This window comes from Shewanella sp. S1-58-MNA-CIBAN-0166 (assembly GCF_040310085.1).
Lineage (GTDB): Bacteria > Pseudomonadota > Gammaproteobacteria > Enterobacterales > Shewanellaceae > Shewanella.
The window spans coordinates 1-23796 of sequence record NZ_JBEOPN010000009.1 but is presented as its reverse complement, the minus strand read 5'-3'; the positions used below and the strand labels follow the sequence as shown (position 1 = coordinate 23796).

Genomic DNA, 23796 nt, shown 5'->3' with positions numbered 1-23796 from the left:
TAAGGAGCGTCCACCATGAAAGTTACCACTATTGCGATTGATTTGGCAAAAAATGTTTTCCAAGTTTTAGGAATGGATAGCCATGCAAAGCAAGTCTTCAATAAACGTTTAAATCGCACTCAACTGATTGAGTTTATGTTGCAACAACCCCATTGCGATGTGGTCTTTGAGGCTTGTTATTCATCCCATTACTGGGGGTGTAAGTTTCTCGGGGGCATAACGTTAAACTCATTCCTGCCCAACATGTCACCCCGTTCGTGCGAGGCAGTAAACATGACAACAATGACACAATGGCGATTTTTGAAGCCAGCTTTAGGCCAAACATTCGTTTCGTGCCAGTGAAAACCGAAGAGCAGCAAGAAATATTGATGTTACACCGAGTCAGAGAACGTTTAGTAAAGGAGAAAACCGCCTGTACTAATCAAATTAGGGGTGTATTAGTTGATTTTGGGATTTGCTTTGCCCAGGGCTATAAAGCATTTGAAGTGGCTATGTGGGACATCATTAACGATGCGTCACAACGCCCTATTATTAAACTGATGGCTAATGACTTCTGGGATGAATATCAAAGTGTTAATAAACGTTTAGACAGAATTAATACCTTGATAAAAAAGCTTGTCGAGCGTGACCCTAATGGCAAAATCTTATTAAGTATTCCTGGTATAGGCCCCATTATCGCATCAGCGTTTGTTGCATCAATTGGCAAAGGCCAGGCGTTTAATACTGCTAAAGAACTGGGGGTGTGGCTGGGGTTAACCCCTAAGCAATTTGCCTCTGGCCATCGAAGTGTTAATGGCAGTATTACAAAACGTGGCAACGGATATTTACGAAAACAGCTTATTCATGGCGCCAGAACCGTCGTCAGCCATGCGAGTAAAAAACAAGATGATTTAAACCGTTGGATAACACAGTTAAGAAGCCGAAAAAGCATCTGCAGTACGGTGGTTGCCACGGCTCATAGACTCGCCAGACTGATATGGATTTTATTACAAAAACAAGTGCCTTATGCTCCGCAATATGCAGCAAATCAAGGTGTAAACCATGGTACTTGTTAACACTGTTGTCGCTATCTTGCAGAGCTCGGTCTGGCCAAGGACTCCGAGTCCGACTGGGTGATAAGAGCCGCAAGATAGCACATTAAATATTCACCAGGGTTGTTGTGAACGATGAAGAAATGGCTCAGTCCAACCAGTGCTAGCCCGAATAGGCCAAGGATAGGAAAGCCGAATCCGCATGGGTGTTTCAATTGACAGGCGCAGTGGTACGGGTTTCATTAGGGGCGCAGCTTGGCTGTTAAGCCCGTATATATGGCAGTACAACCGCTTCTAGCGGTAAATGAGCACATCAAAAGCAACGATAAGAGTGAGAATGTTGTATAGAAAACTAAGGCCAAAAAGCCTTCGGTGAGCAGAGTATTATCTTGACTCACCGGGAGCGTCCATATATGGCCATGTTAAAAGAATTGCCATGTTAAAGAATCATACGATGAAGGAGTTAATTTAAGATACTGAAAGTATAGCGTTAAAAAATTAGCAGAGGGGCTAAGGGAGCTTGCTGACTACAGAAAATTAGCACGATAACTATCACATCAAACAGCGCGTTTTCTCGAGCTGTTAATTACATAATAAAGAGTCACTCTCAGGTGTTCGGGCTTGTTCAACACTTGGGATAAGGACGCGGCTTCGCGCGGCCTATCCTTATTAGTTATATTTTTGTCTGCACTACACTAGCAAGGAGTTTAATATTGCTTCTTGTTCAGCGGGAAGCTCGCACATACCTAAAGTTTTAGTTTTGTACCAACTATTAAAATCAGGGTTCGTAATAATTTTAGGTGATTCTAATAGCTGTAAATCAGCTTCAGAACCGTATTCTACGGTATTTTTAAAATCAAACTTTTCAAGCCATTTATTGGTGCCTGCTGGTTTGAAACAAGCAGAACATTTGTAGCGGTATGCGAGTTTATAAATGATATTCTTGCCAGATTTTTCTCTTTCAATGACATAAATATACTTACCAGTAGCAGCCTTTTCAGCTTCATGCTTTTTGCTAGTATAAGAAAATGGTGTTTTTTTAACGCTTTTATAGATACTCGTAACATCACCTAGTTCTTCCGGAAGATGTCTTACTACAAATGAACTCATAAATTCCCTTTAAAAAATATAACGCCTCACTAATAGGCTAAAAATTGTTGGTTATAATATGCGAGGTACGAGCAAGAACCAACTGTTTCTTAGTCCTTTTGAGTGACTTGATACTCATTGAGCCCCCTCCCTAGCAAGCCGCATCAGCGGTATGCTTAAGGTGACTAAACCAACAGGAGAAAGCTCAATGAGATTTTATAATAACTCACATCCATACTACTGTGGTATCGATTTACATGCACGTTTACTTTATGTCTGTATCATTGATTCTAAAGGGGAAGTTGTAGCTCATAAAAAGATAGGTGCCAGTAAAGATGACTTATTACTCATTCTAGAACCTTATATCGGCAATGTAATTGTCGGAGTTGAGTGCATGCATTGCTGGTATTGGGTGTCCGACTGGTGTGCTGAACTTGGGATTGATTTTATCTTAGGTCATGCGCTTTATATGAAGGCGATTCACGGTGGTAAAACCAAAAATGATAAAGTCGATTCCTTTAAAATTGCCACACTACTGCGTGGTGGTAACTTTCCAATAGCTTATGATTATCCAAGTGAAATGCGCGCAGCTCGTGATCTACTGCGCCGAAGAATGAAGATTGTCCGTCACGGGGCCATGCTCAAAGGTCATGTGGTTAACACCAACAGCCAATACAATTTACCTGCCACTGAACTTAATCTTAAAAACATCTCTGCAAGACAAAAACTTCGCGAGCAATATCAAGATCCTATCGTACAACGCAACATTGATTTAGACATGGCACTACTTGATTGTTATGCAAAGGAACTCGCACAGGTTGAATGGTTCATTGAAAAACAGGCCAAAAACCATAATCCCGTCTATTTAGAATTACTGAAAACAGTACCAGGTATTGGCAAGATTTTGTCACTGACAATCCTCTATGAAATCGGTGATATCAGTCGATTTGAGTCAGTACAAAAGTTTGCTTCATACTCTCGATTGGTCAAATGCAAAGCAGAATCAGCGGGTAAAACCTATGGCACCAATGGCAATAAAATCGGTAATGCTCATTTGAAATGGGCATTCTCAGAAGCAGCGGTGCTTTACCTGCGAGGCAATGACAAAGCACGTAACTACCTTAATCGATTACAAAAACGAATGAGTAAAGCAAAGGCGTTGTCTGCACTGGCACATAAGCTTGGTCGCTGCGTCTATTTCATGCTGAAGAACAAAACGGTGTTTGATGAACAACGATTCTTAAAAGGATAAGTCGCGCAATAAGGTGAGCTGAACGTCTAACTAGATACTCTTAAAAAGAGAAGCGAGCATGACCGTGAATGATGTGGCTAATGAAGCAATGACTTCTCACCATCATCACTATGCCAAATGCTATTTAAGCTACGTTGCCTTGATTAGACACCTTATTGGCGCGCATTAATAAATACAATCAACAAAGTCGTTTACACCCTAAATGAGCCTGAAACTAACTGTGCAAAAAGCACCTCTGACTTGAATAGTGCCATCTTAGGGTTAACCGATAAATGTCTAGTGCCCCTGATATTTCAACGGATTGAAAAGAGTCAGGCAGCGATAAGATCGCACTAAGAGAGCCTCTATATGTGTTTGCTGTAAACGATGATTTGACAGCTAAATGACAGACGAAGTAGATGAATTTGTTGATTGATTTTAATTTGACTGCAAAAGCAGTCAAATAAGTTAGGCTCGCCTATTGACTGGTGGAAGGCTCATATGTGTTAGGCATGTTTTGCACCTAGCTTTGACCAACTTTGATAAGTACCAATTGAATATAACATACCGATACTTAAACATATTGTTGAACTTACAAGCCAAAATTTAATGCTATTCTCAGGAAACATAGGCATTAATGCAACGAATGACACACCACGTAATACATAAATAGATGATATAAGAACTAAAGCCGTACGCAAAAAAGGAAGCTTAGTGATAAACCTTGCTCCAGATAATCCATATAGAGACCAAATTGAAAGAACTAAAACTAAAACAGATGTAACAATCGTAGGATAAGATTCCCCTGCTTCAGCCATCTTAGCCATTTGCTCCCCCGCACCGAAGAAGCGATACCAATCACCACCAAATATAATACAGCCCAAATGAGCTAAAGCTGCAACTGCACTGAATAGTGCGCCTAGTATGAGAGGTTTATTCGGTCTTGAATCTAACACAATACTTCCTGTATATGCCTAACAGCGTTTAGCGAGAATTCCAATAAACATCCTGAGAAGCTCACCAAAACTCAACATCCATACCACTTTATTTATTAATAATTTTAGTAACTTATCAGCTTAGTTAACTCGAATCAATCACCCTTTAGTCTGGACGAAAGCGAGAATTTAGATAACCGAGAATGATATGGCTCGTCATATAGATCCGATTTTTTAACAAAATAAGCTAATTCAATTGGATAGCATTGTCCTTTAGGTAAAACCGAGAATTTTTGCGATTACATAACGAGAACAAAACTGGCATTTTTACAAGAATGAATTATAACTGTATATATATACAGCTATAATGTTAGTTTGAATCAAAAGGAGTTGATATGTCAACATCACCATTTCTCGAGTCAATTCGTACCGAACTTCGCACTCGTCGTTACAGTATCAAAACAGAGAAAGTATATTTATATTGGATAAAGCAATTTATCCTTTTCAATGACAAAAAACATCCTCAAGACATGGGTAATGCCGAAATTGAGCGTTTCTTAAATCACTTAGCAGTCAATCGGCAGGTAAGTGCTGCAACACAAAACCAAGCTTTATGCGCAATTATTTATCTATATAAACATATTATTCGAAGAGAGATATCGGATTTACGTTATTCGTTTACTAAGCGGGAGCAGTCCATACCGACAGTGCTAACCCACGAGGAGGCTAAAAACATTATTAGCCACCTTTCTGGCCAATATTGGTTAATTGCATCACTTCTATATGGTGGAGGATTACGAATAAATAAGGCATTAAAGCTAAGAATTAAAGATGTAAACATACAGAATAATACGTTATTTATTTTTAGAGGCAAAGGTAAAAAAGACCGTTATACATTATTGCCAAAATCCTTAAGCCATTCTTTGGATAACCAATTTAGTATGGTAAAAGCTCGCCACCAGCAAGATTTAAGTGAAGGTTATGGGTTAGCATCTTTGCAACCTGCACTATTACGCAAATATGGTAATGCCGCTAAAGATTTATCTTGGCAGTATGTTTTCTCCTCATCGACGCGCTGTACACATCCATATGATGGCTATATTTGTCGTCATCATATTCACGAAACAACATTTAGAAAACAATTACGCAAAGCAGTATTAATCAGCCAAATACCGAAACAAGTAAAAGCACATACCTTTAGGCATACGTTTGCGACTCAACTACTGCAAAATGGTACCGATATTCGTACTGTTCAAGAACTATTAGGCCATTCAGATCTTAAAACGACTGAACTGTATACTCATGTTATAGGTTCTCGCTTTAGTCATACTACCAGCCCAATAGATAAATAACGCCCATAAAAAAGGACTCTTACGAGCCCTTTTACACTGAGATGATAACAACCGCTTTGGCTGCGGCTTACCGCCTATGAGACTTAGCTACGCAAACCAATTCCACGCGATATTAAATAATAAGCCAGTGTCCATAAGCTGACACAAAAACCAACCATTATGGCAATCGATAACGGTACACTTAAGTCAGCAAAACCTAAAAAGCCATAGCGGAATACGTTGATCATATACACAACTGGGTTTAAGCCCGATACACCTTGCCAAAAAGGTGGCAATAACGATAACGAGTAAAATACTCCACCTAAGTAGGTTAATGGTGTGAGAATGAATGTTGGAATAATACTGATGTCGTCAAAGCTTTTGGCAAATACCGCATTAATTAACCCGCCAAGTGAAAATAACACAGAGGTTAAAAACATGGTTAGCACGACCAAGCCAACATGATGTAACGAGATATCAACAAACAACATCGCCACTGTGGTAACAATTAAACCAACACTTAGACCACGAGCGACGCCGCCACCGACGTAACCGGCTATCATCACGTAATGTGGCACTGGGGCCACCATAATTTCTTCAATGTTGCGTTGAAACTTGGCGCTGTAAAACGATGAGGCTACATTAGAATATGAGCTGGTTATCACCGACATCATGATTAAACCTGGCGCGATAAACTCCATGTAGGTAACGCCGCCCATTTCTCCGATACGGCTACCAACTAAATTACCAAAAATTAAAAAGTATAACGTCATGGTAATGGCTGGCGGCACTAGTGTTTGGATCCAAATACGGGTGAAGCGATTAATTTCTTTGGTTAAAATACTTTTAAAAGCCACAAAATACAGACTGTTCATTATTTTGACTCCTTGGCTTTTTCTACCAGCTCTACAAATAATTCTTCTAAGCGGTTAGCTTTGTTGCGCATCGACAATACTTCGATATTGGCTGCTGTTAACTGAGTAAATAATTCATTGATATTGTTCGATTTGGCCACATCGACTTCTAAGGTATGTGCGTCAGTTAAGCGGCAATTCATATTGGTGAGCATTGGTGCTACGTCGAGATCGTGTCGTAAATCGAAAATAAAGGTTTCAACATCTAGCTTACTCAATAATGCCTTCATGGTGGTGCATTCCACCAGCAAACCGGTATCGATAATACCAATGGTGCGACACAACATCTCAGCTTCTTCAAGGTAGTGGGTGGTTAAAATAATGGTCACACCTTGCTTGTTGATTTGCTTTAAAAATTCCCACATTGAACGGCGCAGTTCAATGTCGACCCCAGCTGTTGGCTCATCTAAAATCAATAATTTAGGTTCGTGCATTAACGCACGGGCAATCATTAAACGGCGTTTCATACCGCCAGACAGTTCGCGGGCTTGGGCGTGACGCTTTTGCCATAAATCAAGTTGGGTGAGGTACTTTTCAGCACGCTCTAATGCAACCGCTTTTGGTACCCCATAGTAACCTGCTTGGTTAACCACTATTTGTTGCACGGTTTCAAACTGGTTAAAGTTAAATTCTTGCGGCACTAACCCGATGCATAACTTGGCATGTTCGAGCTGCTTATCAATATCAAAACCAAATACCGACACTGTACCTGCGGTTTTCTGTACCAATGAGCTGATAATGCCGATGGTGGTAGATTTACCCGCACCATTAGGGCCAAGCAGGGCAAAAAAGTCACCTTGCTTTACCGTCAAACTGATCGACTTAACGGCTTCTACGCCACCTTTATAGGTTTTTTTAAGGTTTTCGATCACCAATGCATTGTTGGTGTTACTCATTGTCATACCTCTAATCCATGAATTGCGAATTAAACACTTTTTATTACGTGCTGCTTATGACGTAATGTAGATGAGAAAGACGCTGAAATATTCTGACGCCCAAAACAAAACTCCCGCCTGTGTAGCGGGAGTGTATACAAATCTCATTAATCTAATGGAACCACTTTAGCGATGTAAGGCAAGTTGCGATACTGCTCTGCGTAGTCGATACCGTAACCCACAATAAACTCGTCTGGGATGGTAATACCAATAAAGTCGACATAAACATCGACTTCACGGCGCTCTGGTTTATCTAATAATGTACAAAGCGCTAAGCTTTTTGGCTCACGGAGTAATAACATCTCGCGCACTTTGTTTAAGGTGTTACCTGAGTCGATTAAGTCTTCAACGATTAATACGTCACGGCCGGCGATGTCAGATTGTACATCTTTAAGCACTTTCACATCACGCGAGCTGTTCATGGTATTACCATAGCTTGATACTGACATAAAATCGATTTCAACATGGCCTTTGATACGGCGACACAAATCGGCCATAAACACGACAGAACCTTTTAATAAGCCAACCATTAATAAGCGTTCACTGTCGGCGTAATGAGCATTAATACGTTCTGCTAGCTGGTCTAGGGTTTTATTGATTTCTTGTTCTGAAATCATCATTTCAATGGTGTGCTTCATAAATCTCTCAATTGTCGATGTCGTGTGACTGAGTACGTCCGTATCCCCAGCGACTCGTTAAGTCGTGTTCAATGCCCAAATGATCAAGTATTCGGGAAACCATGAAGTTTACCAGATCTTCAACCGATTTGGGATTATGATAAAAGCCTGGGGCTGCTGGCATGATGGTCGCACCGTTGCGCGTAAGGCTTAACATATGTTCTAAGTGTATGGCACTAAACGGAGTTTCACGCGGAACAAGGATTAACTGCCCGCGCTCTTTTAATACTACGTCTGCTGCTCTTTCGAGCAAATTATTACTCATGCCTGTCGCGATAGCGGCTAATGTGCCAGTTGAGCACGGACAAACCACCATTTGCTTAGGCGCAGCACTGCCTGATGCTGGCGGCGAAAACCATTCATCTTTGCCTAATACGACTAGCTCACCTTTTAATGGCTCATCGGAATTATGCAGCTGTTCAATTAATTGCTCTTTGGCTTTTTGTGGATTTGCGCTCAGTTGCAAGCCATGTTCGGTGGCTAATACCACCCGCGCTGCACTGGATATCATTAAAAAAACTTGGAAATCGGCCGCTAACAAACATTCCAGCAGCTTAATGCCATAAGGAGCGCCAGATGCCCCCGTCCAGGCAAGACTAATTGCTTTAGCTTTTTTGGCGTAGGCCATGTTGTACCCTCTGTCGGCGAAAGCCTTACGCTAAAGCCTTAATAATTTTCTGGTGAATCCCATTAAAGCCACCATTACTCATGATGACCACGGTATCACCTTGGTTTGCTGTGGCGACGACAGTGCTAATAATATCTTCAATGTTGTTAAACACAGTCACAGGAATTGGCGCGTTAGCCATACTGGCATGAATGTCCCAACCAATATTATCCGCTTGATATAGATAACCTACATCGGCTAATGCCATCGAGTTGGCGAGAGTATCTTTATGTACTCCACTTTTCATGGTGTTTGAGCGCGGCTCTAGCACCACAATAATGTTGCCATTAGGATTGTCACTAGATGCAACTTTAGCCCGTAACCCTTGTAATGTAGTGGCTATAGCGGTTGGATGATGAGCAAAATCGTCATACACCGCCACACCGTTTACTGTGGCTAATAGCTCTAAACGACGCTTTGGTGGACTAAATTGTGCCAACGCCTCAATAGCATGACCTGGCGCTACGCCCACATGACGAGCAGCCGCTATTGCCATTATGGCATTTTCAATATTATGCTGACCTATTAATGCCCAGTTTAATACTCCTTGCGACTCGCCCTTAAACAGCACTTCAAATTCATGGCCATCGTCGGCAATAGTACGCGACTGCCAAGCACTTGGTTCACCTTGTTGAGCTGAATCGCTGGCTAAGCTTGTGGCTTTAGAATAAATTTCTTGCTCGCTCCAACAGCCCATATCAATCACTTGTTGTACGGCTTCAACGTCGCTAGGCCAAATCACTTTACCCTCGCCCGGCACTGTACGAATAACATGATTAAACTGGCGTTGGATCGCCGCTAAATCGGCAAAAATATCGGCATGATCAAATTCAAGGTTATTGATCACTAAAGTGCGAGGATGGTAATGAACAAACTTAGAGCGTTTATCAAAAAAGGCACTGTCGTATTCGTCGGCTTCGACAACAAAAAACACTGAGTTACCTAAACGTGCTGACACACCGAAATTTTGCGGTACGCCGCCAATTAAAAAACCCGGCTCGTAGCCGCAGTACTCTAAAACCCACGCAAGCATGCTTGAAGTAGAAGTTTTACCGTGTGTACCCGCTACCGCCAATACCCAACGGTCTTGCAAAATATATTCAGCCAAAAACTGCGGCCCAGAAGTGTATTTTATGCCGCGATTTAATACTGCTTCTACACACGGATTACCGCGGCTCATGGCGTTACCAATAACCACTAAGTCTGGTTGGTTGTCGCCTTCTTTGCCTAATTGAGCCGGATCAAACCCCTGGATTAGCTCAATACCTTGTTGCTCAAGCTGGGTGCTCATCGGCGGGTAAACGTTGGCATCGCTGCCGGTAACTTTGTGGCCCATTGCGCGGGCAAGTAGGGCTAAACCGCCCATAAAAGTGCCACAAATACCTAAAATGTGTACGTGCATACTCAACTCTAATTGGTCCGTAATATGGCGGTTATTCTAATCTATTGCGCCACAGAATGTCAGTTAACAATGATTGAAATTAATCTAGGGTATGTTGTTAATACAAAATAAAAAACAGCCCCATACTGAGCACGGTTGTGAGCAAGGTATTACGGGTGACGTAAGCCAGCACAGTGGCCACTAGCGCACAGGTTAAATAAGGATTATGCACACTAATAGCCAGCTGGCCTTCGGGCACAAATACGATAGGGGCTAATATGGCGGTTAATACCGCAGGTGCTGAATAGCTTAAAAACGTTAAGGTATTTTTACTTAACCGAATAGGCAATTTAGGTTCTAGCAGTAAGTGCCGACTAACAAATACCACTGCTGCCATTGATAAAATAATCAGCCAGGTCATGCGTTATCTTCCTTAGCGTTAGGAGTTGAATCGACATCGGTTGCCACTGCACTTCCTTCATTAGTCAGTTTGGCGTAGGTCATGCCTGCAGCCATACCCGATATAGCGGCAATTAACAGCCCTGCTTGGATCGCGAATACTGCGCACACCACAGCTAACGTAAGCGACACTAAAACGCACACTAATATTGACGGCTTCTTTACTGTCGGTACCACTATGGCAATAAAGGTGGCTGCAATGGCAAAGTCGAGCCCGAGTTCGCCTAGGTTGTCGATAGACTGCCCTGCGACAATGCCGAGCAATGTAGCAATATTCCAGCCGACATAAAAAGTTAACCCGCCGCCCAAAGCGTACCAACGATCAAACTGATGTTGGCCTGGTTTATCACCACTGTGAGTTTGATTAGCGATAGCAAAGAGTTCGTCGGTGAGTAAAAACCCTAGCCCTAAACGCCATTTAAGCGGCAACGGGCTAATATGAGTACGCATGGCCATGGCATACAATAAATGCCTTGAAGTAATTAGTAAGGTGGTTATCAGAATACTGCCGATACCAATACCGGCTTTTATCATGCCAAGCGCAACTAACTGGGCGCTGCCAGCAAAGATAATGGCCGACATTGCTTGGCTTTCAACGGCTGTAAGGCCAACTTCAAGGGCAAACGAGCCCGCTAAAATCCCCCAAGGGATCACCGCTATCGTTAGCGGCATAACGGCAAGCGCGCCAGCTAAAAATGATTTGGTTTTAGTGGTAGTGATACTGATAGATTCGGTTGCGCTCACATCATCTCCTTATGCTGCACTGATTACGCTAACGCGCTAAGTGACAAGAAGATTAGCTTAACGTGAATAAATGAATAAAGCCCCTGAAAACTGATCATTATGGAGAATTTTCAAACTATGCTGTGGGTTAAGATCTTGAGGGGCTTCATTATTATGTATAAAATCTATTAGTGAAATATAAAAAAATTGATACATTAACTTAATATCAATAGGCACAAACAATGATAACGTGAACCTTGCAAATTGTATAACCAACATTCTAATTTAATAAATTAGATATCAAAACCCCTCTTTCAAGATGCAAAAATGACATTTTACATCTTTAAAAATAAGCAATAACTAAATATTAAGGAACTAAATCTTTAGAACTAAATGTTAATAACTAAATATTAAGAACTAAATATTAAGAACTAAATACCAGCGAGCTAAACCCCCTATCCCTTACCCCCTATTTTCTATTAAATATACAGGAATCATTATAACTTCACTCATTAGGCAATAATGCGAACCTTCATATTAACTCGTTTTATATTAAATTAGCTCATGGGTTAATTCACGAATTTGCTTTTTTAACCATGCTGCATCTTCATTGTCAACACTAGGATGAGTGACTAAAACCAATTTTAATGGCTCTACAACCTCAAATAGACGATTGCATTCGTACTCAGATAACTGGCAAGCATGTAAACCAGAGTCATCATCTAACATGTCATACACTGCTTTGTAGGGCGTTATTGCCAATGACTGACAGTCTGAGAGGTAATCAAATAAAGAAGACACGCTGGTAATGGTCATTTCGGTATTCAGAGATAAATCCTTAGCCTGACAATACTCCTGGAATGGGTTGAGTATGGGGGCCTGGATACCAATAAGCGTATTGATATATGGGTATTTAGCAATGGTTTCTAGAGAGATGTCTTGCTTTAATATAGGGTGCTTTCTGCAGCTGAGTAAGTATTGTCGGTTCATTGTCGCAAGCACTTCAACCTGTAATTTTTGGTCAAAACAGAGGATCTCTTCAGGGCCTTTGCAGCAACACATAACAATACTGTGTGGATCGCTAATCACGCTTTCCAGAGAATGACTATTCCAGCTACTCACATTAATATGGATATTTTTATTGTGTTCTTTAATGGATTTCATCAATGCTCGCGGATAGGCATAAGCAATCATTCCAGGAATGACTAATTCAAAGTATCGATTATGCGATTGTTCAGCACTATTAACTCGATTGAAGTTTTTAGCACAGTCCACTATTTCTTTAGCAATGGGATAAATTTTTCCCGCATAATCATTTGGGACTAATCCGTATTTCCGTCTAATAAACAGCTCATCACCAAATATGAGTCTTGCTGTGTGTAAACAACGACTTATCTTCGAAGCTGGCACATCTAATATTCTAGAAACATGCGTCGCTGATTTATTTTCATAAAGACTCACTAATATAGATAGTGTTAATAAATCTAATTTATCTAAGTCAATTGGCTTCATCTTAGATACTCCATTTTAGGTATATAACCTAGCATTCTAACGCTTTTAAAAAGAGTTCATAATGTTATTTTAAGTATTCAATGATTACTTATTCCAGATCATAAAAATGATTTTCTAACACTACATATTTCACATAGAATGCTTCCATCGATTGGAGCAATGTTTAGTAAAAGCTAATTTCATGTAGTGTAATATCCAATTAAACAACTAGAATTTCGAGAAAACAGATATTCACATATTGATTTATTAAATTTCAACATATCAATATTTTAAAAATTCAAATTTAAACTTAATAACTTTCAAATCAACTTTGTTTATTTCAAATATATATCAACTTAAAATGCAGAAAAAAACAATAAGACCTAAATCATAACTACGATCGAATAAATTAAAAGCACATCATTTAATTGATTACGATCAATTAAAAACCAAAATATAAGGATAATATTAATCGTACGTCAATGACGTATGTTTAATTCATAAAACAATAAATTAAAAACGATTTCTTGGAGGATAATATGATTACTTCAGTCTTTTTAAGTTATGCATTTGTGTACTCTGTGCTGTTTATTGTGGTTCCCTTTATATTAGTAATTTTCATTATGACTTGTATAAAGTTCTTCAAAACTGACACTGAAGAGCACTCAATTAAGTTCAAAAAAATGCTTTTTGATACTCAGAGCTTTAACTTTTTAAAATCACTAAAAACAATGGTGGGCGGCAAATATGATGTTTGTTGCAACGTTCCAATCGATACCGTGTTCGAAATGGATGCCCAAACCGCAGCCGAAAACCATACACGATTCGATTATGTCGTGATAGATCATGACTCGTCGGAAGTGAAATTGGTTATCTCTGATTTCAGTCAACAAGATGATGCTAACGCAAAAAGTTTGTTTGAAAAATTCAACGTTAAATTAGTTGAAATCGTTCGAGGCAAACCTTACGACATGCAAATGTTAAAGCTATCCCTACCGGTATGAAGACCCTGTCGGGTGAAGACAATCTGTTTTCACCCGATATTTTTTGATAACCCATGATTGTAGAGAGGACTGATTATGTCCCGGAATAACTGGCTACTGATGTTAAGTGTAGGCGTATTGTCGTTTGCCCTTATTAGTCAGGGAGCAAATAGCGCTAACTCTACTGAGAAAATTAACAATGACTCATGTATGAGATGCCATAAACGCAATGGTGCAATGCTAGGCCACCATGCCCAAGCACAGCTAAAAATGAGCTGTAGCTCATGCCATGGTGAGCAAGGAAATCACCCTAAAAAACCCAATGACCTGATGGTATTTTCGGCGGGAAACGACATTACAATAGACGCTAAAAATGACGTTTGTTTGAAATGCCATTCGCCTAAAAAGATATCCCAAGCAGAGTGGACTCACAACGTACATGCTCAAAAAGTGAGTTGTACATCTTGCCATAAACTGCATCCTGAATCTGACCCCATAATGGGCTTAGGATCAAAAGATCGCAGTAATGTGTGCCGAAATTGTCACACGGTGCAGAGGTAAGTAATCATGGAAAACTCAAGAAGGCATTTCCTTAAAAGCACCTGCGCATTGGTTGCAGGCGTGTCGGTATATCCACTCAGTGGTAATAATGCCAATGCCGAAATGGAACCCGCTATAAACAACATAAAGTACGCTTTGTTACATGATGAAACTAAATGCATTGGCTGTAATGCCTGTGTTGAAGCATGTCGAGAAGTGAATCATGTACCTGAAGGTGTCACACGACTAAGCATTGAAAGAACTGGGCCGTTTGGAGAATACCCTAATCAGTTTTATCATTTTTCTCGACATTCTTGTGAACATTGCGAGAACGCACCTTGCGTTTCTGTTTGTCCAACCGGGGCCGCCTTTATTAATAAAGAAACCGGTATTGTTGCAGTAAATGCAGATAAATGTGTCGGTTGCCAATACTGTATTGCGGCCTGCCCTTATGAAGTGCGTTTTATTAATCCTGTTACTAAAGCTGCCGACAAATGTGACTTCTGCCGTGAAACTAATCTCAAACAGGGTAAACAACCTGCCTGTGTAGAAATATGTCCGACAAAAGCATTAGTGTTTGGCAATCTTAAAGATCCCGAGTCTGAACTGGTTGCACTATTAAAGGCGAATCCGACTGAGCGCTTTAAGCAAGATTTAGGTACCCGACCTAAAATATTTCGTATCAAAGCGAAACAAGGGGAGATTATATTATGAGTGCTTTTCATTTTGATACATTGGTTTGGCACTGGCCCATTGCAATATACCTATTTTTAGCCGGGGCATCCGCAGGCGCCATGTTCTTCGCTGTTTTATTGAAACATTTTTGCTTAAAAGAGAAAGCATATCAGTCTGGATTTATTATCGCTGCCTGTATTATTGCGGCAATTTCCGTTTTAGCAGGCTTAGGAGTGTTGGTATTAGATTTAACAAAACCTTGGGACTTTTGGAAGATTCTAGTGTTTTACAATCCTACGTCGGTGATGTCGATGGGTGTGATTATCTTAATGCTATATCAAGTATTTATGTATGCTTGGATTGCAGTAACATTCAGACAACCCATTGATAAATTTTGTGAAAAACATTTACCAATCGTCTGTACGTTAACCAGACTGCTAGCGCGATATGAAGCAGGTATAACCGGTTTACTAGTGATTTTCTCAGTGTCGCTAGGTGCCTATACCGGATTTTTATTATCGGCTCAACCTCACTTCCCGATGTGGAATACAGGAGTATTACCCTTACTATTTTTAGCTTCTGGCTTGTCTTCAGGTGCCGCTGCATCACTATTAGGTGGTGTGTTACTCAAAGGCAATCCCAATGGTGCTGAAGTACGTTTTATTCATAAAATAGAGATCCCATTGATTTTAGGCGAGATACTCCTTATGTTCACCTTCTTCCTAGGATTGGTCTTCAGTGGTGGCCAAAGCAAGGTTGCGGCATTCAATGCTATCGGAGTAGGCTTTTGGGGATTTATATTCTGGTTCGGCATTATGGGACTAGGATTGTCGGCCCCATTAGCGATGAACTTATTTATGACCGCCACTTCAAAACGCAAGTTTTCCTATGTTGCCGGAACAGCATGTCTGAGTTTATTGGGCGTCATATTATTACGTAACTTTATACTTTATACCGGTCAAATGGTGGTAAGTTAATAAAATTAACGGTGATAGCACGCGTTAGCAACCGTACTGTCACCGTCTATTCGACAGAAGATACCGCTGTTTGTAACCTCGTCCCTTTATTGAGTCTCATTTTTTTGAATCACCATTTTTTGAGTCACCTTCGCTTAACTATTTTTACCAATTGATTTTAATTGGTATTAAGACAAGCTAACAATTCAAAACCAACCATTATTACCCCGTCATTCAAAGCCCACTAGAGCTATTACAGCTGGGTAAACTGCCTGATCAAATTGTGATATACATTATGCAGGTTATCTAACTCTGCGCGATCTGTGTTATTGGTTTTGATCAAGTTTTGAATGCTTTGATCGAGCTGATACAAGGTTTGGCGTAAAGTCACATCGGCCACCATACTTTGCATCCAGGTAATAGCTGCAATGCGTTGCCCTCGAGTTACCGCGGTCACTTTATGCAAACTACTCGACGGGTATACTACGGCGTATCCTGCAGGTAATTTAATTTGCTGCTGGCCAAATTCAGTGGCAATAACTAACTCACCACCGTCATACTCTTCGGGTTCACTCAAAAATACCGTCATGGATACATCACTGCGGATCACTTCAGAGGTATTGGGGATCCGCATGATGGCTGCATCGACATGGTAACCATACTCTTCAGTTTCGCTATAACGATTAAAGCACGGCGGAAATATTTTATGCGGTAACGCCGCTGATACAATTTTAGGCGTTTCGCCAATACGCGCCAGTAGTTGATTAGCCAGTTGGCGCACATTAGCGTGTTGCGCATCTGCTTGATTGTTATTTTTAACCGACGCCGCCATCCCCATTGCGGTTTTACGACCGTCGCCCCACGGACATTCAGCCAGTTGCTGACGATAAGCATCGACATCCTGTTTCGAGAGAATTTGTTCAATAACAATCATGCAAATACCTTTAATTAAAACTCATATGTCATCGACAATTTAGCATTACGGGCGTCACCTAAGTACATAAATGAGCCAGAACGATAAGCTGCCGTCCAGTATTCTTCGTTCAATATGTTACCTACGTTTATGCGGAAAGTTAAATCTTCGGTGGCATTGTAACTGGCAAATAAATCAACTACTTGGTAGTTAGGCACCACAATGCTGTAACGGCTATTGTCGCTATCATAACCTGCTGCAGTGTCTGGTTGTCCACCATACATTTCACTTTGATAAGTGTAACTACCACCAAATACGAATGACTCTGTTAGCTCATAACGCAGTTGCAAATAAGCGCTTTCATCAGCAAAGTTACTCAGTACTAAACCAATATTAGCTGGATTATAAGATTCTAAAATTTCGGAATCCATTTTGGCAGCCGAGAATTGTATGCTGAGTTTGTCAGTAATATTGCCGACCATACCAAACTCAATACCTTTAACGCGGTTTTTACCGGTGTTAAGTGTACCTAGCGTTGAGTAACTGTCGCCAACACTTTCCATCACATCACTTTTAGTGATTTGGAAAATTGATGCTGAAAACATCATTTTGTCGTCAAACAACATCCACTTGGTGCCAAGCTCTAGGTTTTCAACGATTTCGGCATCGGCTTCAGCAGCTTGCTCTTGTGTACCACAAATACCACCGTAACCACAGTTAGCACCTAAGTCAGACTCACCGCCGTTGATGTTGGTTGCAGTACTGTAGTTGGCGTAGATATTGGCATCTTCAGACAAGTCATAAACTAAGCCAATATTACCGTTATACATGGTATCGGAATAGGCATAATCCACTTCACCATCGCGACTCGTGGTGTCGTTACTGTAATCAAAGCTGTCTTGTCTAAAACCAAAGAATAGTGCTAACTGATCGGTCAATTCAACCGTATCCATCATGTATGCCGACACGGTTTCGATGTCGTATATCGCATCTGATCCACCATCTACATAGCTGCGATTCATTAACTGGCCGATATTGTCGACAGTATTGCCGTCACCATCAATAATACAATAAGACTCTGATACGCCACCGCGACCATTGGTCAAACAATTTCCATCATTGTTGTTGGTGATGCTATATACGCCGTTATCAACATTTTCATCTGTGTATTCAAGGCCAAATACTAACTTGTGATTAAAACCCAGTGCTTGAGTGTTCCAAAATAAGTTGAATTGAGTGCTGACATAATCAACATCTTGGTTACCTTGGTGAGTACTAAGCGTTAAGGTGCTGGCACCAGGCGCTGTTGGGTCGGTATCTGCCCGCGTTGTGCCGCCCATACCGGTTGTAATATAGCCATTTTCGGTATGTCCAACGCGTGTGGCGTTGTACAACGTAATGCTGTCATTTAACTCATATTCGGTACGTAAGGTAAACGTGGTGACCTTAGAATTTAGAAAGTCACCATCTTGAGCATAAACAGGAATATCTTCTAGCGGCTTACGAGTATCTCGATCAAAATAACTGCCTAAATCTGGCACATCTTTCGCGTCTAGGTAGTAACCATCGGCGGTAAATGACAATGCATCGGTGGCTTCATACACACCCGATAACTGAACACCTTGGCGTTCACTCGTAATGCCTTCGCGGCCCGGCTTGTCTTCTTCAGCCGCTAAGCCATTAAGGCGTACTGCCACTTTGTCTGATATCGGTAAGTTATAGTCAACCGTTAAACGAGTGTGATCGTCAGTACCAATACCCAGATCAACACGACCAAAATCGTAAGCTACTGAGGCTTTTTTAGTCACACTGTTAATGGCACCACCTGATGAACCACGGCCAGCAAATGTTGAACTTGGACCTTTGGTAATTTCAACTCGCTCGGTGGCAAAACTTTCACGAGTGGTCATGCCAGGGTCGCGAAGTCCATCAACAAACACGTCGCTACGTGCTTCGTGACCACGGATAATATAACGATCACCGAATGCATTACCGTTTTCACCCGTACCAAGGGTGACACCCGCTTGAGCTGACAAAATGTCTTTTAAGTCCGTATTTCCTGACTCTTGAATTTGGTCTTGAGTTAACACGGTAATCACTTGAGGCGTATCGACAAGTGCAGCCATTCGGCGTTTGTCGGCTGAGTTATTAAACATGTAAACCGAGTTTTGCACACCATGAACACGAATTCGCTCTATTGATTCGTCCGTTTGCGCGGGTTTACATTTCGCCAATATATCCTTATCGCAAGTTTCATTTTTGGTGTCTGCAGCATATAGCGCTGGGCTACTGAATACTAATGCTGCAGCAACGGCTTGAGCGCCTAACGATAACTTACTGTAATTACTCGACTTCATGCTTAACATCATCCTGTTATTAATAAGCGTTAACTAAATTTCATTTATGTGATGCACTTTACATAAATGAAACAAAGATCGCAAATGCAAATCATTATCATTTGTGTAAAGATTTATTAAATATGAAATTAAACTAACAAAAGGACAAAATAAGCAGGTAGGTAGCCGTTATTGATAACCGCGCTTATTGATAAAAAGCTTCATTAATAACAGCTTGAATACCACTCAGAAACAACGGCCTGGTTGACATAGATTAACTGACTTGATAAAGCTCTAACGGTAAACCGTCTGGATCGCTAAAAAAGGTATATTGTTTACCGGTATATTCGTCAATACGAATGGGTTCGACTGATATTTGGTTTTGCTGCAAATGAGCCACGACAGCATCGAGATCATCAACTTTAAACGCTAAATGACGTAAGCCCTGGGCTTCAGGATAACTGGGTCTTGGCGGCGCACCATTAAATGAAAATAGTTCAATTTGGCTGCCATCGGGCAAAGCTAAATCGAGTTTGTAAGAGTCGCGCGCTTGACGGTAATGCTCAGCAATAACTTTTAACCCTAAAACTTGCGTATAAAATGCTTTTGAACGTGGGTAATCGGCACAGATAATCGCGACGTGATGAATTCCATTTAGCATGGCTGTCCTTGTAAATAGACTATTAATAATTAAAGCTGGTAATTAGAACTGATCATTAGATTTTGTACACAGAAAAAAGTAAAACCCTGATAGAACAAGTCTATCAGGGTTAATATACGCTTTTAAAGTCATAAACAAGACTAAAGCAAGGTTAGTGACTTCCAGAGAAAGTGGTTTACATTAAACGCCGATTTCACCGCCGTCATCTTTAATAAACATCACTGTGGCCGCACGTGGACGAACCGTTGTGCCTGCGGGCGTTTCTTCATCTGCTCTATCAGAGTATGGCCAGTTGTCAGGATGCTGAATATTGGCAAACATTGCGGTGTAATCTGGCGACATTGCAAAACCAGTCACTTCACAGCCGTTAGGGCCAACAAAGAAACGCTTAAGCTGAGTTTGGTTTTCAGCCGTTACCACTTGTTGATTACCGTCTGCATCTACCATCGTTGATGGCACAATCGCTAACATTTGATCGTTGGTTTCTTCGGTAACTTCAGAGGCACCATTGTCGGTTTGCACCCACAAAATACCACGTTGATCGAACGCCAAACCGTCTGGACTAGCAAACTGGTTTAAGTCAGTTAAGCCAGATAAGTTAGTCTCAGCATCACCATCTGCAGGTGAACCAAATATAAAGATATCCCAGCTAAATTCCGTTGCTGCATCACCTTCATCCCAACGGATAATATGACCAAAGTTGTTATTTAAACGTGGGTTAGCAGGGTTGGTGCTGTCGGTACGCTTACTGTTGTTGGTTAACGTTAGGTATACCGTACCTGTAAATGGATCGACTGTTGTCCATTCTGGGCGATCCATTGGTGTAGCTCCCACTAAATCAGCAGCGCCAGCGGTATTTAATATAATCGCGGCTTGTGAGTCAAAGCTGCTCGCAAGCGTGCTTCCGTCGGCAGTCACCCCATCTAACGTTAGCGGTAACCATTCACCGACACCGTCTTCGGTAAACTTAGCCGCATATAAGGTTCCGGCATTCATGTACTTATCGCCAACTGTTAAGCGGTTAGTACTGTTAGCATCTGCTGGATCCCATGCTGCGTCAGAAACAAACTTATACAGATATTCAAAACGTGAATCGTGGCCTGAATAAAATGTGATTGGTTTGCCTTCTTCAAGTTTACCAAAGGCACAACCCTCGTGGCGGAAGCGACCTAATGCAGTACGCTTAATGGCGCGCGAGTTGGGATTGTATGGATCAATTTCAACAATATAACCATGGCCATTGGCTTCGTTACGGTAATCATTAGTCGCACTTGAGCCGGTTGGCGTCACATCAAAACGAGCAAATTCGTCTAAACGCTCATCGTCATCACCGGCTAAATGGCTCCAGCCATAACGAGTGTCAGAAGTCGAAATACCAATGCGGGTTTGCTCTTGCGTTAAGGTGCCTTTATTAACAAAGTAACCAGGCCAGTTTTCTTCACATGTTAAATAAGTGCCCCAAGGCGTATAACCATTACCACAGTTATTTAAGGTACCGCGCGCTTGGCTGCCATCGGGCGAATAACGCGTTTCAAGGTATGAGCTGTACGCTAGTGGGCCAGCAATATCCATCACGGTTGCACCAGTAAAACGACGGTTATGGCTGTCGTTTTCGACCACTTGCCATCGTCCAGAAACTAATTTAATACGTACAACTGAAATACCATGGGCGTTGATTTCTTTGCGAATTTCATCAATTAATGTGCGCTTACCATCAGCATCAAACGTTGGGCCTGTTGGATGTAAAGCATCCTGGTCAATGTATTCGTGGTTAATACACAATAAACCGTCATCTGCCGAATCATTCAACGGGAAGAAATGCATACCATCATGATGCATACCTACTGAGTTTTCCTGATCGATAGCAGTATTACTGCCATCGGCTTTCCACGCTGCAGCTTTCGAATTTAAGGGTGTTCCCCAAGGTGCTAACACATAAGCTGAATAACCAGCAGCTACCGCAACTGCATCGGTTTTAGAACCGGCAATAGACTCAAAACCTAATACTGCAGAACTTTTTGTTGGTGCTGTTGGCGTGGTCGGCGTTGTTGGCGTTTCTGCAACGGTGTCATTGTCAGAGCCACAAGCACTTAATCCGAAGCCACCAAACGCCGTCATAGCACTAAGGCCTAAACCACGCTTAACAAAATTACGACGTGATAGATGATTATCCATCACTTCATTGAAGGGGGTATTTTTACTGTTGTTAAAACGAGTTGGATCAAATGTCGCCTTGCTCATAAATTGTCCTTAGATATGCTCTGAAAATAACGGATCAAATATAGGTATAATTATTTGTCAGTTAAGATAAGCGTCTAATGTGACAACTCGGTTCAAACTAGATGACATTAATGTGGCAGTAAAAAGACACTCACCACACTGTCATGTGTGATGGAATCAATATAAAACTCATGTTAGCGTTTTTTACCGCGTGAAGATGCCGCTAATGCCTTTTTACGTGCTTGTTGTTTTAATGCAGATTTGGTTGTTTTACGGGTAACTGGAGCAATTAAATCAAGGTCTGGCTCAAAACCTGCCAGCCATTGCTGTGGTAAACGTCGGTCTAAAAAGGCTTCTAGTTTAGTTAATAATGGCTCGTCATCGATGCTTAATAATGTAATAGCTTGCCCAGCTTTACCTGCTCTGCCTGTGCGGCCTATTCGGTGTACGTAGTCTTCAACTTGAAACGGTAACTCCATATTAACGACATAATTCAACTCGTTAATATCTAACCCTCTAGCAGCCACATCGGTGGCGACTAACGCGGCCACATCACCGGCTTTAAATGCCGATAATACTTGTTCACGTACTGCTTGAGATAAGTCAGCATGAAATGCTTCAGCCGCTACACCAGCTTGATTCATTTGCTTTACCAGTGCATCAGTACCTTGTTTGGTGCGGCTAAATATTAAGCTTTGCTGCCAACCTTCTTGGCTGATTAAATGACACAGCATGGCGCATTTTCGGTTAGCGTCGACATTAAACACTCGCTCAACAATACTGCTGGCGGTGGTATTTCGCTGAGCCACTTCAATCACTTGTGGTGAGCGTAATAAGCGTCGGCTAAAACTGAGCATACGGTCATCTAAGGTGGCTGAAAATAGTAATGTTTGTCGTGTACTTGGTAAACGCTTAAGCACCTCGACAATTTCATCTTTAAAGCCCATGTCCAGCATGCGATCGGCTTCATCAAATACCAAATGAGTTAATTGCGACAATGACAACGCACGCTTACGTAACAAGTCTAATAACCGCCCTGGAGTCGCCACCAAAATATTTGTGCCATTGGCTAACAGGCGGATTTGTTCACCAATGCTAACCCCGCCATAAACCATCACGCTAGTGACTGAACTGCCATAAGCATATTGCTCAATACTACTGTGCACTTGCTGGGCTAACTCTCGAGTTGGGACCAATACAAGCGCGGTAATAGGGGTTAAATGAATATGTTGAGTATCTGGCTGAGCGACTAGAGCATCTCTATGAGTCAATAGTTGATGCAGTAACGGTAATGCAAATGCAGCCGTTTTCCCGGTGCCCGTTTGCGCCCCCGCCATCACGTCTTTACCGCTTAAAATAACCGGAATAGCCTGTAGTTGGATTGGCGTAGGTTGCTGATATTTTAATTCAGCTAGGCGGTTAATCAATATGGGATGTAACGATAAATCTGCAAAAGACATAAAAACTCCAAACATGTGGATGGGCAGTTTATCACGCTCATTCAGATGAAAACAAAGGCTCTAGGCAGTGCTTGCTTGGATTATCGTTAATTAACCTGAACTCGGGATAAGAATTGAACTAAACGCCCTCTTTACGATCAGATCTTTCGACCAAGAAGGATTTAATCATGCAGAGGGCGTATGAATAA

21 protein-coding genes and 1 pseudogene are annotated in these 23796 nt (G+C 41.4%); 7 read left to right on the top strand and 15 right to left on the bottom strand.

Annotated features, from left to right (window positions below; translation table 11 throughout):
- Positions 1-15: 15 nt before the first annotated feature.
- Positions 16-1055: pseudogene (locus tag AAEY99_RS07480) on the top strand (IS110 family RNA-guided transposase).
- A 666-nt stretch (positions 1056-1721) separates the two neighbouring features.
- Here the strand turns inward: AAEY99_RS07480 and AAEY99_RS07475 are convergent.
- Positions 1722-2141, bottom strand: a complete 420-nt coding sequence (locus tag AAEY99_RS07475; protein WP_350997705.1) for a hypothetical protein — start codon at positions 2139-2141, stop codon at positions 1722-1724.
- A 187-nt stretch (positions 2142-2328) separates the two neighbouring features.
- Here AAEY99_RS07475 and AAEY99_RS07470 point away from each other — a divergent pair, with 187 nt between their 5' ends.
- Positions 2329-3372 carry an IS110-like element ISShfr7 family transposase gene (locus tag AAEY99_RS07470; protein WP_123884363.1) on the top strand — a complete coding sequence of 348 codons (1044 nt, stop codon included), beginning with the start codon at positions 2329-2331 and terminating at the stop codon, positions 3370-3372.
- A 485-nt stretch (positions 3373-3857) separates the two neighbouring features.
- On the opposite strand, the gene AAEY99_RS07465 is transcribed toward AAEY99_RS07470, so the two are convergent.
- Positions 3858-4307: a hypothetical protein gene (locus AAEY99_RS07465; protein ID WP_350997708.1), complete on the bottom strand. Its 450-nt coding sequence runs from the start codon at positions 4305-4307 to the stop codon at positions 3858-3860.
- A gap of 374 nt (positions 4308-4681) precedes the next feature.
- Here AAEY99_RS07465 and AAEY99_RS07460 point away from each other — a divergent pair, with 374 nt between their 5' ends.
- Positions 4682-5638, top strand: coding sequence for an integron integrase (locus tag AAEY99_RS07460; RefSeq protein WP_351009864.1), 957 nt, complete (start codon positions 4682-4684; stop codon positions 5636-5638).
- Positions 5639-5721: 83 nt separating this feature from the next.
- Here the strand turns inward: AAEY99_RS07460 and AAEY99_RS07455 are convergent, their stop codons facing one another.
- From AAEY99_RS07455 to AAEY99_RS07420, 8 genes are all read right to left on the bottom strand, one after another.
- Positions 5722-6492: an ABC transporter permease gene (locus AAEY99_RS07455; RefSeq protein ID WP_101086119.1), complete on the bottom strand. Its 771-nt coding sequence runs from the start codon at positions 6490-6492 to the stop codon at positions 5722-5724.
- Entirely contained in the window at positions 6492-7427 is a 936-nt protein-coding gene (locus AAEY99_RS07450; protein ID WP_101086323.1) for an ABC transporter ATP-binding protein, read from the bottom strand. Before AAEY99_RS07450 ends, AAEY99_RS07455 begins: the two co-directional genes overlap by 1 nt.
- Before the next feature lie 146 nt (positions 7428-7573).
- Positions 7574-8104, bottom strand: coding sequence for a hypoxanthine phosphoribosyltransferase (hpt, locus tag AAEY99_RS07445; protein WP_011638672.1), 531 nt, complete (start codon positions 8102-8104; stop codon positions 7574-7576).
- Positions 8105-8111: 7 nt separating this feature from the next.
- The gene (locus tag AAEY99_RS07440) at positions 8112-8771 is read right to left on the bottom strand and encodes a flavin prenyltransferase UbiX (RefSeq protein ID WP_101086120.1); all 660 of its coding nucleotides are present in this window, start codon (positions 8769-8771) and stop codon (positions 8112-8114) included.
- A 25-nt stretch (positions 8772-8796) separates the two neighbouring features.
- Entirely contained in the window at positions 8797-10212 is a 1416-nt protein-coding gene (mpl, locus tag AAEY99_RS07435) for a UDP-N-acetylmuramate:L-alanyl-gamma-D-glutamyl-meso-diaminopimelate ligase (protein WP_101086121.1), read from the bottom strand.
- A 97-nt stretch (positions 10213-10309) separates the two neighbouring features.
- A complete protein-coding gene (locus tag AAEY99_RS07430) occupies positions 10310-10612 on the bottom strand; it encodes an AzlD domain-containing protein (protein WP_059746143.1) in 303 nt (100 codons plus the stop codon).
- Positions 10609-11394 carry an AzlC family ABC transporter permease gene (locus tag AAEY99_RS07425; RefSeq protein ID WP_162022308.1) on the bottom strand — a complete coding sequence of 262 codons (786 nt, stop codon included), beginning with the start codon at positions 11392-11394 and terminating at the stop codon, positions 10609-10611. Before AAEY99_RS07425 ends, AAEY99_RS07430 begins: the two co-directional genes overlap by 4 nt.
- A gap of 531 nt (positions 11395-11925) precedes the next feature.
- Entirely contained in the window at positions 11926-12885 is a 960-nt protein-coding gene (locus tag AAEY99_RS07420) for a LysR family transcriptional regulator (protein ID WP_101086124.1), read from the bottom strand.
- 518 nt (positions 12886-13403) lie between these two features.
- Between AAEY99_RS07420 and AAEY99_RS07415 the strand changes: the two genes are divergently transcribed.
- From AAEY99_RS07415 to nrfD, 4 genes are all read left to right on the top strand, one after another.
- Positions 13404-13868, top strand: coding sequence for a hypothetical protein (locus AAEY99_RS07415; protein WP_101086125.1), 465 nt, complete (start codon positions 13404-13406; stop codon positions 13866-13868).
- Positions 13869-13943: 75 nt separating this feature from the next.
- A complete protein-coding gene (locus AAEY99_RS07410) occupies positions 13944-14408 on the top strand; it encodes a cytochrome c3 family protein (RefSeq protein WP_101086126.1) in 465 nt (154 codons plus the stop codon).
- 6 nt (positions 14409-14414) lie between these two features.
- Positions 14415-15101 carry a 4Fe-4S dicluster domain-containing protein gene (locus AAEY99_RS07405; RefSeq protein WP_101086127.1) on the top strand — a complete coding sequence of 229 codons (687 nt, stop codon included), beginning with the start codon at positions 14415-14417 and terminating at the stop codon, positions 15099-15101.
- A complete protein-coding gene (gene nrfD, locus AAEY99_RS07400) occupies positions 15098-16039 on the top strand; it encodes an NrfD/PsrC family molybdoenzyme membrane anchor subunit (protein WP_335690683.1) in 942 nt (313 codons plus the stop codon). Before AAEY99_RS07405 ends, nrfD begins: the two co-directional genes overlap by 4 nt.
- Positions 16040-16271: 232 nt before the next feature.
- On the opposite strand, the gene AAEY99_RS07395 is transcribed toward nrfD, so the two are convergent.
- From AAEY99_RS07395 to AAEY99_RS07375, 5 genes are all read right to left on the bottom strand, one after another.
- Positions 16272-16952 (bottom strand): Fe2+-dependent dioxygenase, encoded by a 681-nt coding sequence (locus AAEY99_RS07395; RefSeq protein ID WP_351009861.1) that lies wholly within the window; start codon positions 16950-16952, stop codon positions 16272-16274.
- Positions 16953-16966: 14 nt separating this feature from the next.
- Positions 16967-19297 (bottom strand): TonB-dependent receptor, encoded by a 2331-nt coding sequence (locus AAEY99_RS07390; protein ID WP_502959498.1) that lies wholly within the window; start codon positions 19295-19297, stop codon positions 16967-16969.
- A 244-nt stretch (positions 19298-19541) separates the two neighbouring features.
- Positions 19542-19928: an SMU1112c/YaeR family gloxylase I-like metalloprotein gene (gloA2, locus tag AAEY99_RS07385; RefSeq protein WP_101086131.1), complete on the bottom strand. Its 387-nt coding sequence runs from the start codon at positions 19926-19928 to the stop codon at positions 19542-19544.
- Positions 19929-20108: 180 nt separating this feature from the next.
- On the bottom strand, positions 20109-22169 hold the full coding sequence (locus AAEY99_RS07380) for a PhoX family protein (protein WP_351009856.1): 2061 nt from the start codon (positions 22167-22169) through the stop codon (positions 20109-20111).
- A gap of 173 nt (positions 22170-22342) precedes the next feature.
- On the bottom strand, positions 22343-23608 hold the full coding sequence (locus AAEY99_RS07375; protein ID WP_335690675.1) for a DEAD/DEAH box helicase: 1266 nt from the start codon (positions 23606-23608) through the stop codon (positions 22343-22345).
- Positions 23609-23796: the final 188 nt, after the last annotated feature.

Excerpts from the sequence above, each read along its gene's own strand:
- AAEY99_RS07475 (WP_350997705.1), bottom strand. The coding sequence starts at position 2,141 with ATGAGTTCATTTGTAGTAAGACATCTTCCGGAAGAACTAGGTGATGTT.
- AAEY99_RS07470 (WP_123884363.1), top strand. The coding sequence starts at position 2,329 with ATGAGATTTTATAATAACTCACATCCATACTACTGTGGTATCGATTTA.
- AAEY99_RS07460 (WP_351009864.1), top strand. The coding sequence starts at position 4,682 with ATGTCAACATCACCATTTCTCGAGTCAATTCGTACCGAACTTCGCACT.
- AAEY99_RS07455 (WP_101086119.1), bottom strand. The coding sequence starts at position 6,492 with ATGAACAGTCTGTATTTTGTGGCTTTTAAAAGTATTTTAACCAAAGAA.
- AAEY99_RS07450 (WP_101086323.1), bottom strand. The coding sequence starts at position 7,427 with ATGAGTAACACCAACAATGCATTGGTGATCGAAAACCTTAAAAAAACC.
- hpt (WP_011638672.1), bottom strand. The coding sequence starts at position 8,104 with ATGAAGCACACCATTGAAATGATGATTTCAGAACAAGAAATCAATAAA.
- AAEY99_RS07440 (WP_101086120.1), bottom strand. The coding sequence starts at position 8,771 with ATGGCCTACGCCAAAAAAGCTAAAGCAATTAGTCTTGCCTGGACGGGG.
- mpl (WP_101086121.1), bottom strand. The coding sequence starts at position 10,212 with ATGCACGTACACATTTTAGGTATTTGTGGCACTTTTATGGGCGGTTTA.
- AAEY99_RS07430 (WP_059746143.1), bottom strand. The coding sequence starts at position 10,612 with ATGACCTGGCTGATTATTTTATCAATGGCAGCAGTGGTATTTGTTAGT.
- AAEY99_RS07420 (WP_101086124.1), bottom strand. The coding sequence starts at position 12,885 with ATGAAGCCAATTGACTTAGATAAATTAGATTTATTAACACTATCTATA.
- AAEY99_RS07415 (WP_101086125.1), top strand. The coding sequence starts at position 13,404 with ATGATTACTTCAGTCTTTTTAAGTTATGCATTTGTGTACTCTGTGCTG.
- AAEY99_RS07410 (WP_101086126.1), top strand. The coding sequence starts at position 13,944 with ATGTCCCGGAATAACTGGCTACTGATGTTAAGTGTAGGCGTATTGTCG.
- AAEY99_RS07405 (WP_101086127.1), top strand. The coding sequence starts at position 14,415 with ATGGAAAACTCAAGAAGGCATTTCCTTAAAAGCACCTGCGCATTGGTT.
- nrfD (WP_335690683.1), top strand. The coding sequence starts at position 15,098 with ATGAGTGCTTTTCATTTTGATACATTGGTTTGGCACTGGCCCATTGCA.
- AAEY99_RS07395 (WP_351009861.1), bottom strand. The coding sequence starts at position 16,952 with ATGATTGTTATTGAACAAATTCTCTCGAAACAGGATGTCGATGCTTAT.
- AAEY99_RS07390 (WP_502959498.1), bottom strand. The coding sequence starts at position 19,297 with ATGTTAAGCATGAAGTCGAGTAATTACAGTAAGTTATCGTTAGGCGCT.
- gloA2 (WP_101086131.1), bottom strand. The coding sequence starts at position 19,928 with ATGCTAAATGGAATTCATCACGTCGCGATTATCTGTGCCGATTACCCA.
- AAEY99_RS07380 (WP_351009856.1), bottom strand. The coding sequence starts at position 22,169 with ATGAGCAAGGCGACATTTGATCCAACTCGTTTTAACAACAGTAAAAAT.
- AAEY99_RS07375 (WP_335690675.1), bottom strand. The coding sequence starts at position 23,608 with ATGTCTTTTGCAGATTTATCGTTACATCCCATATTGATTAACCGCCTA.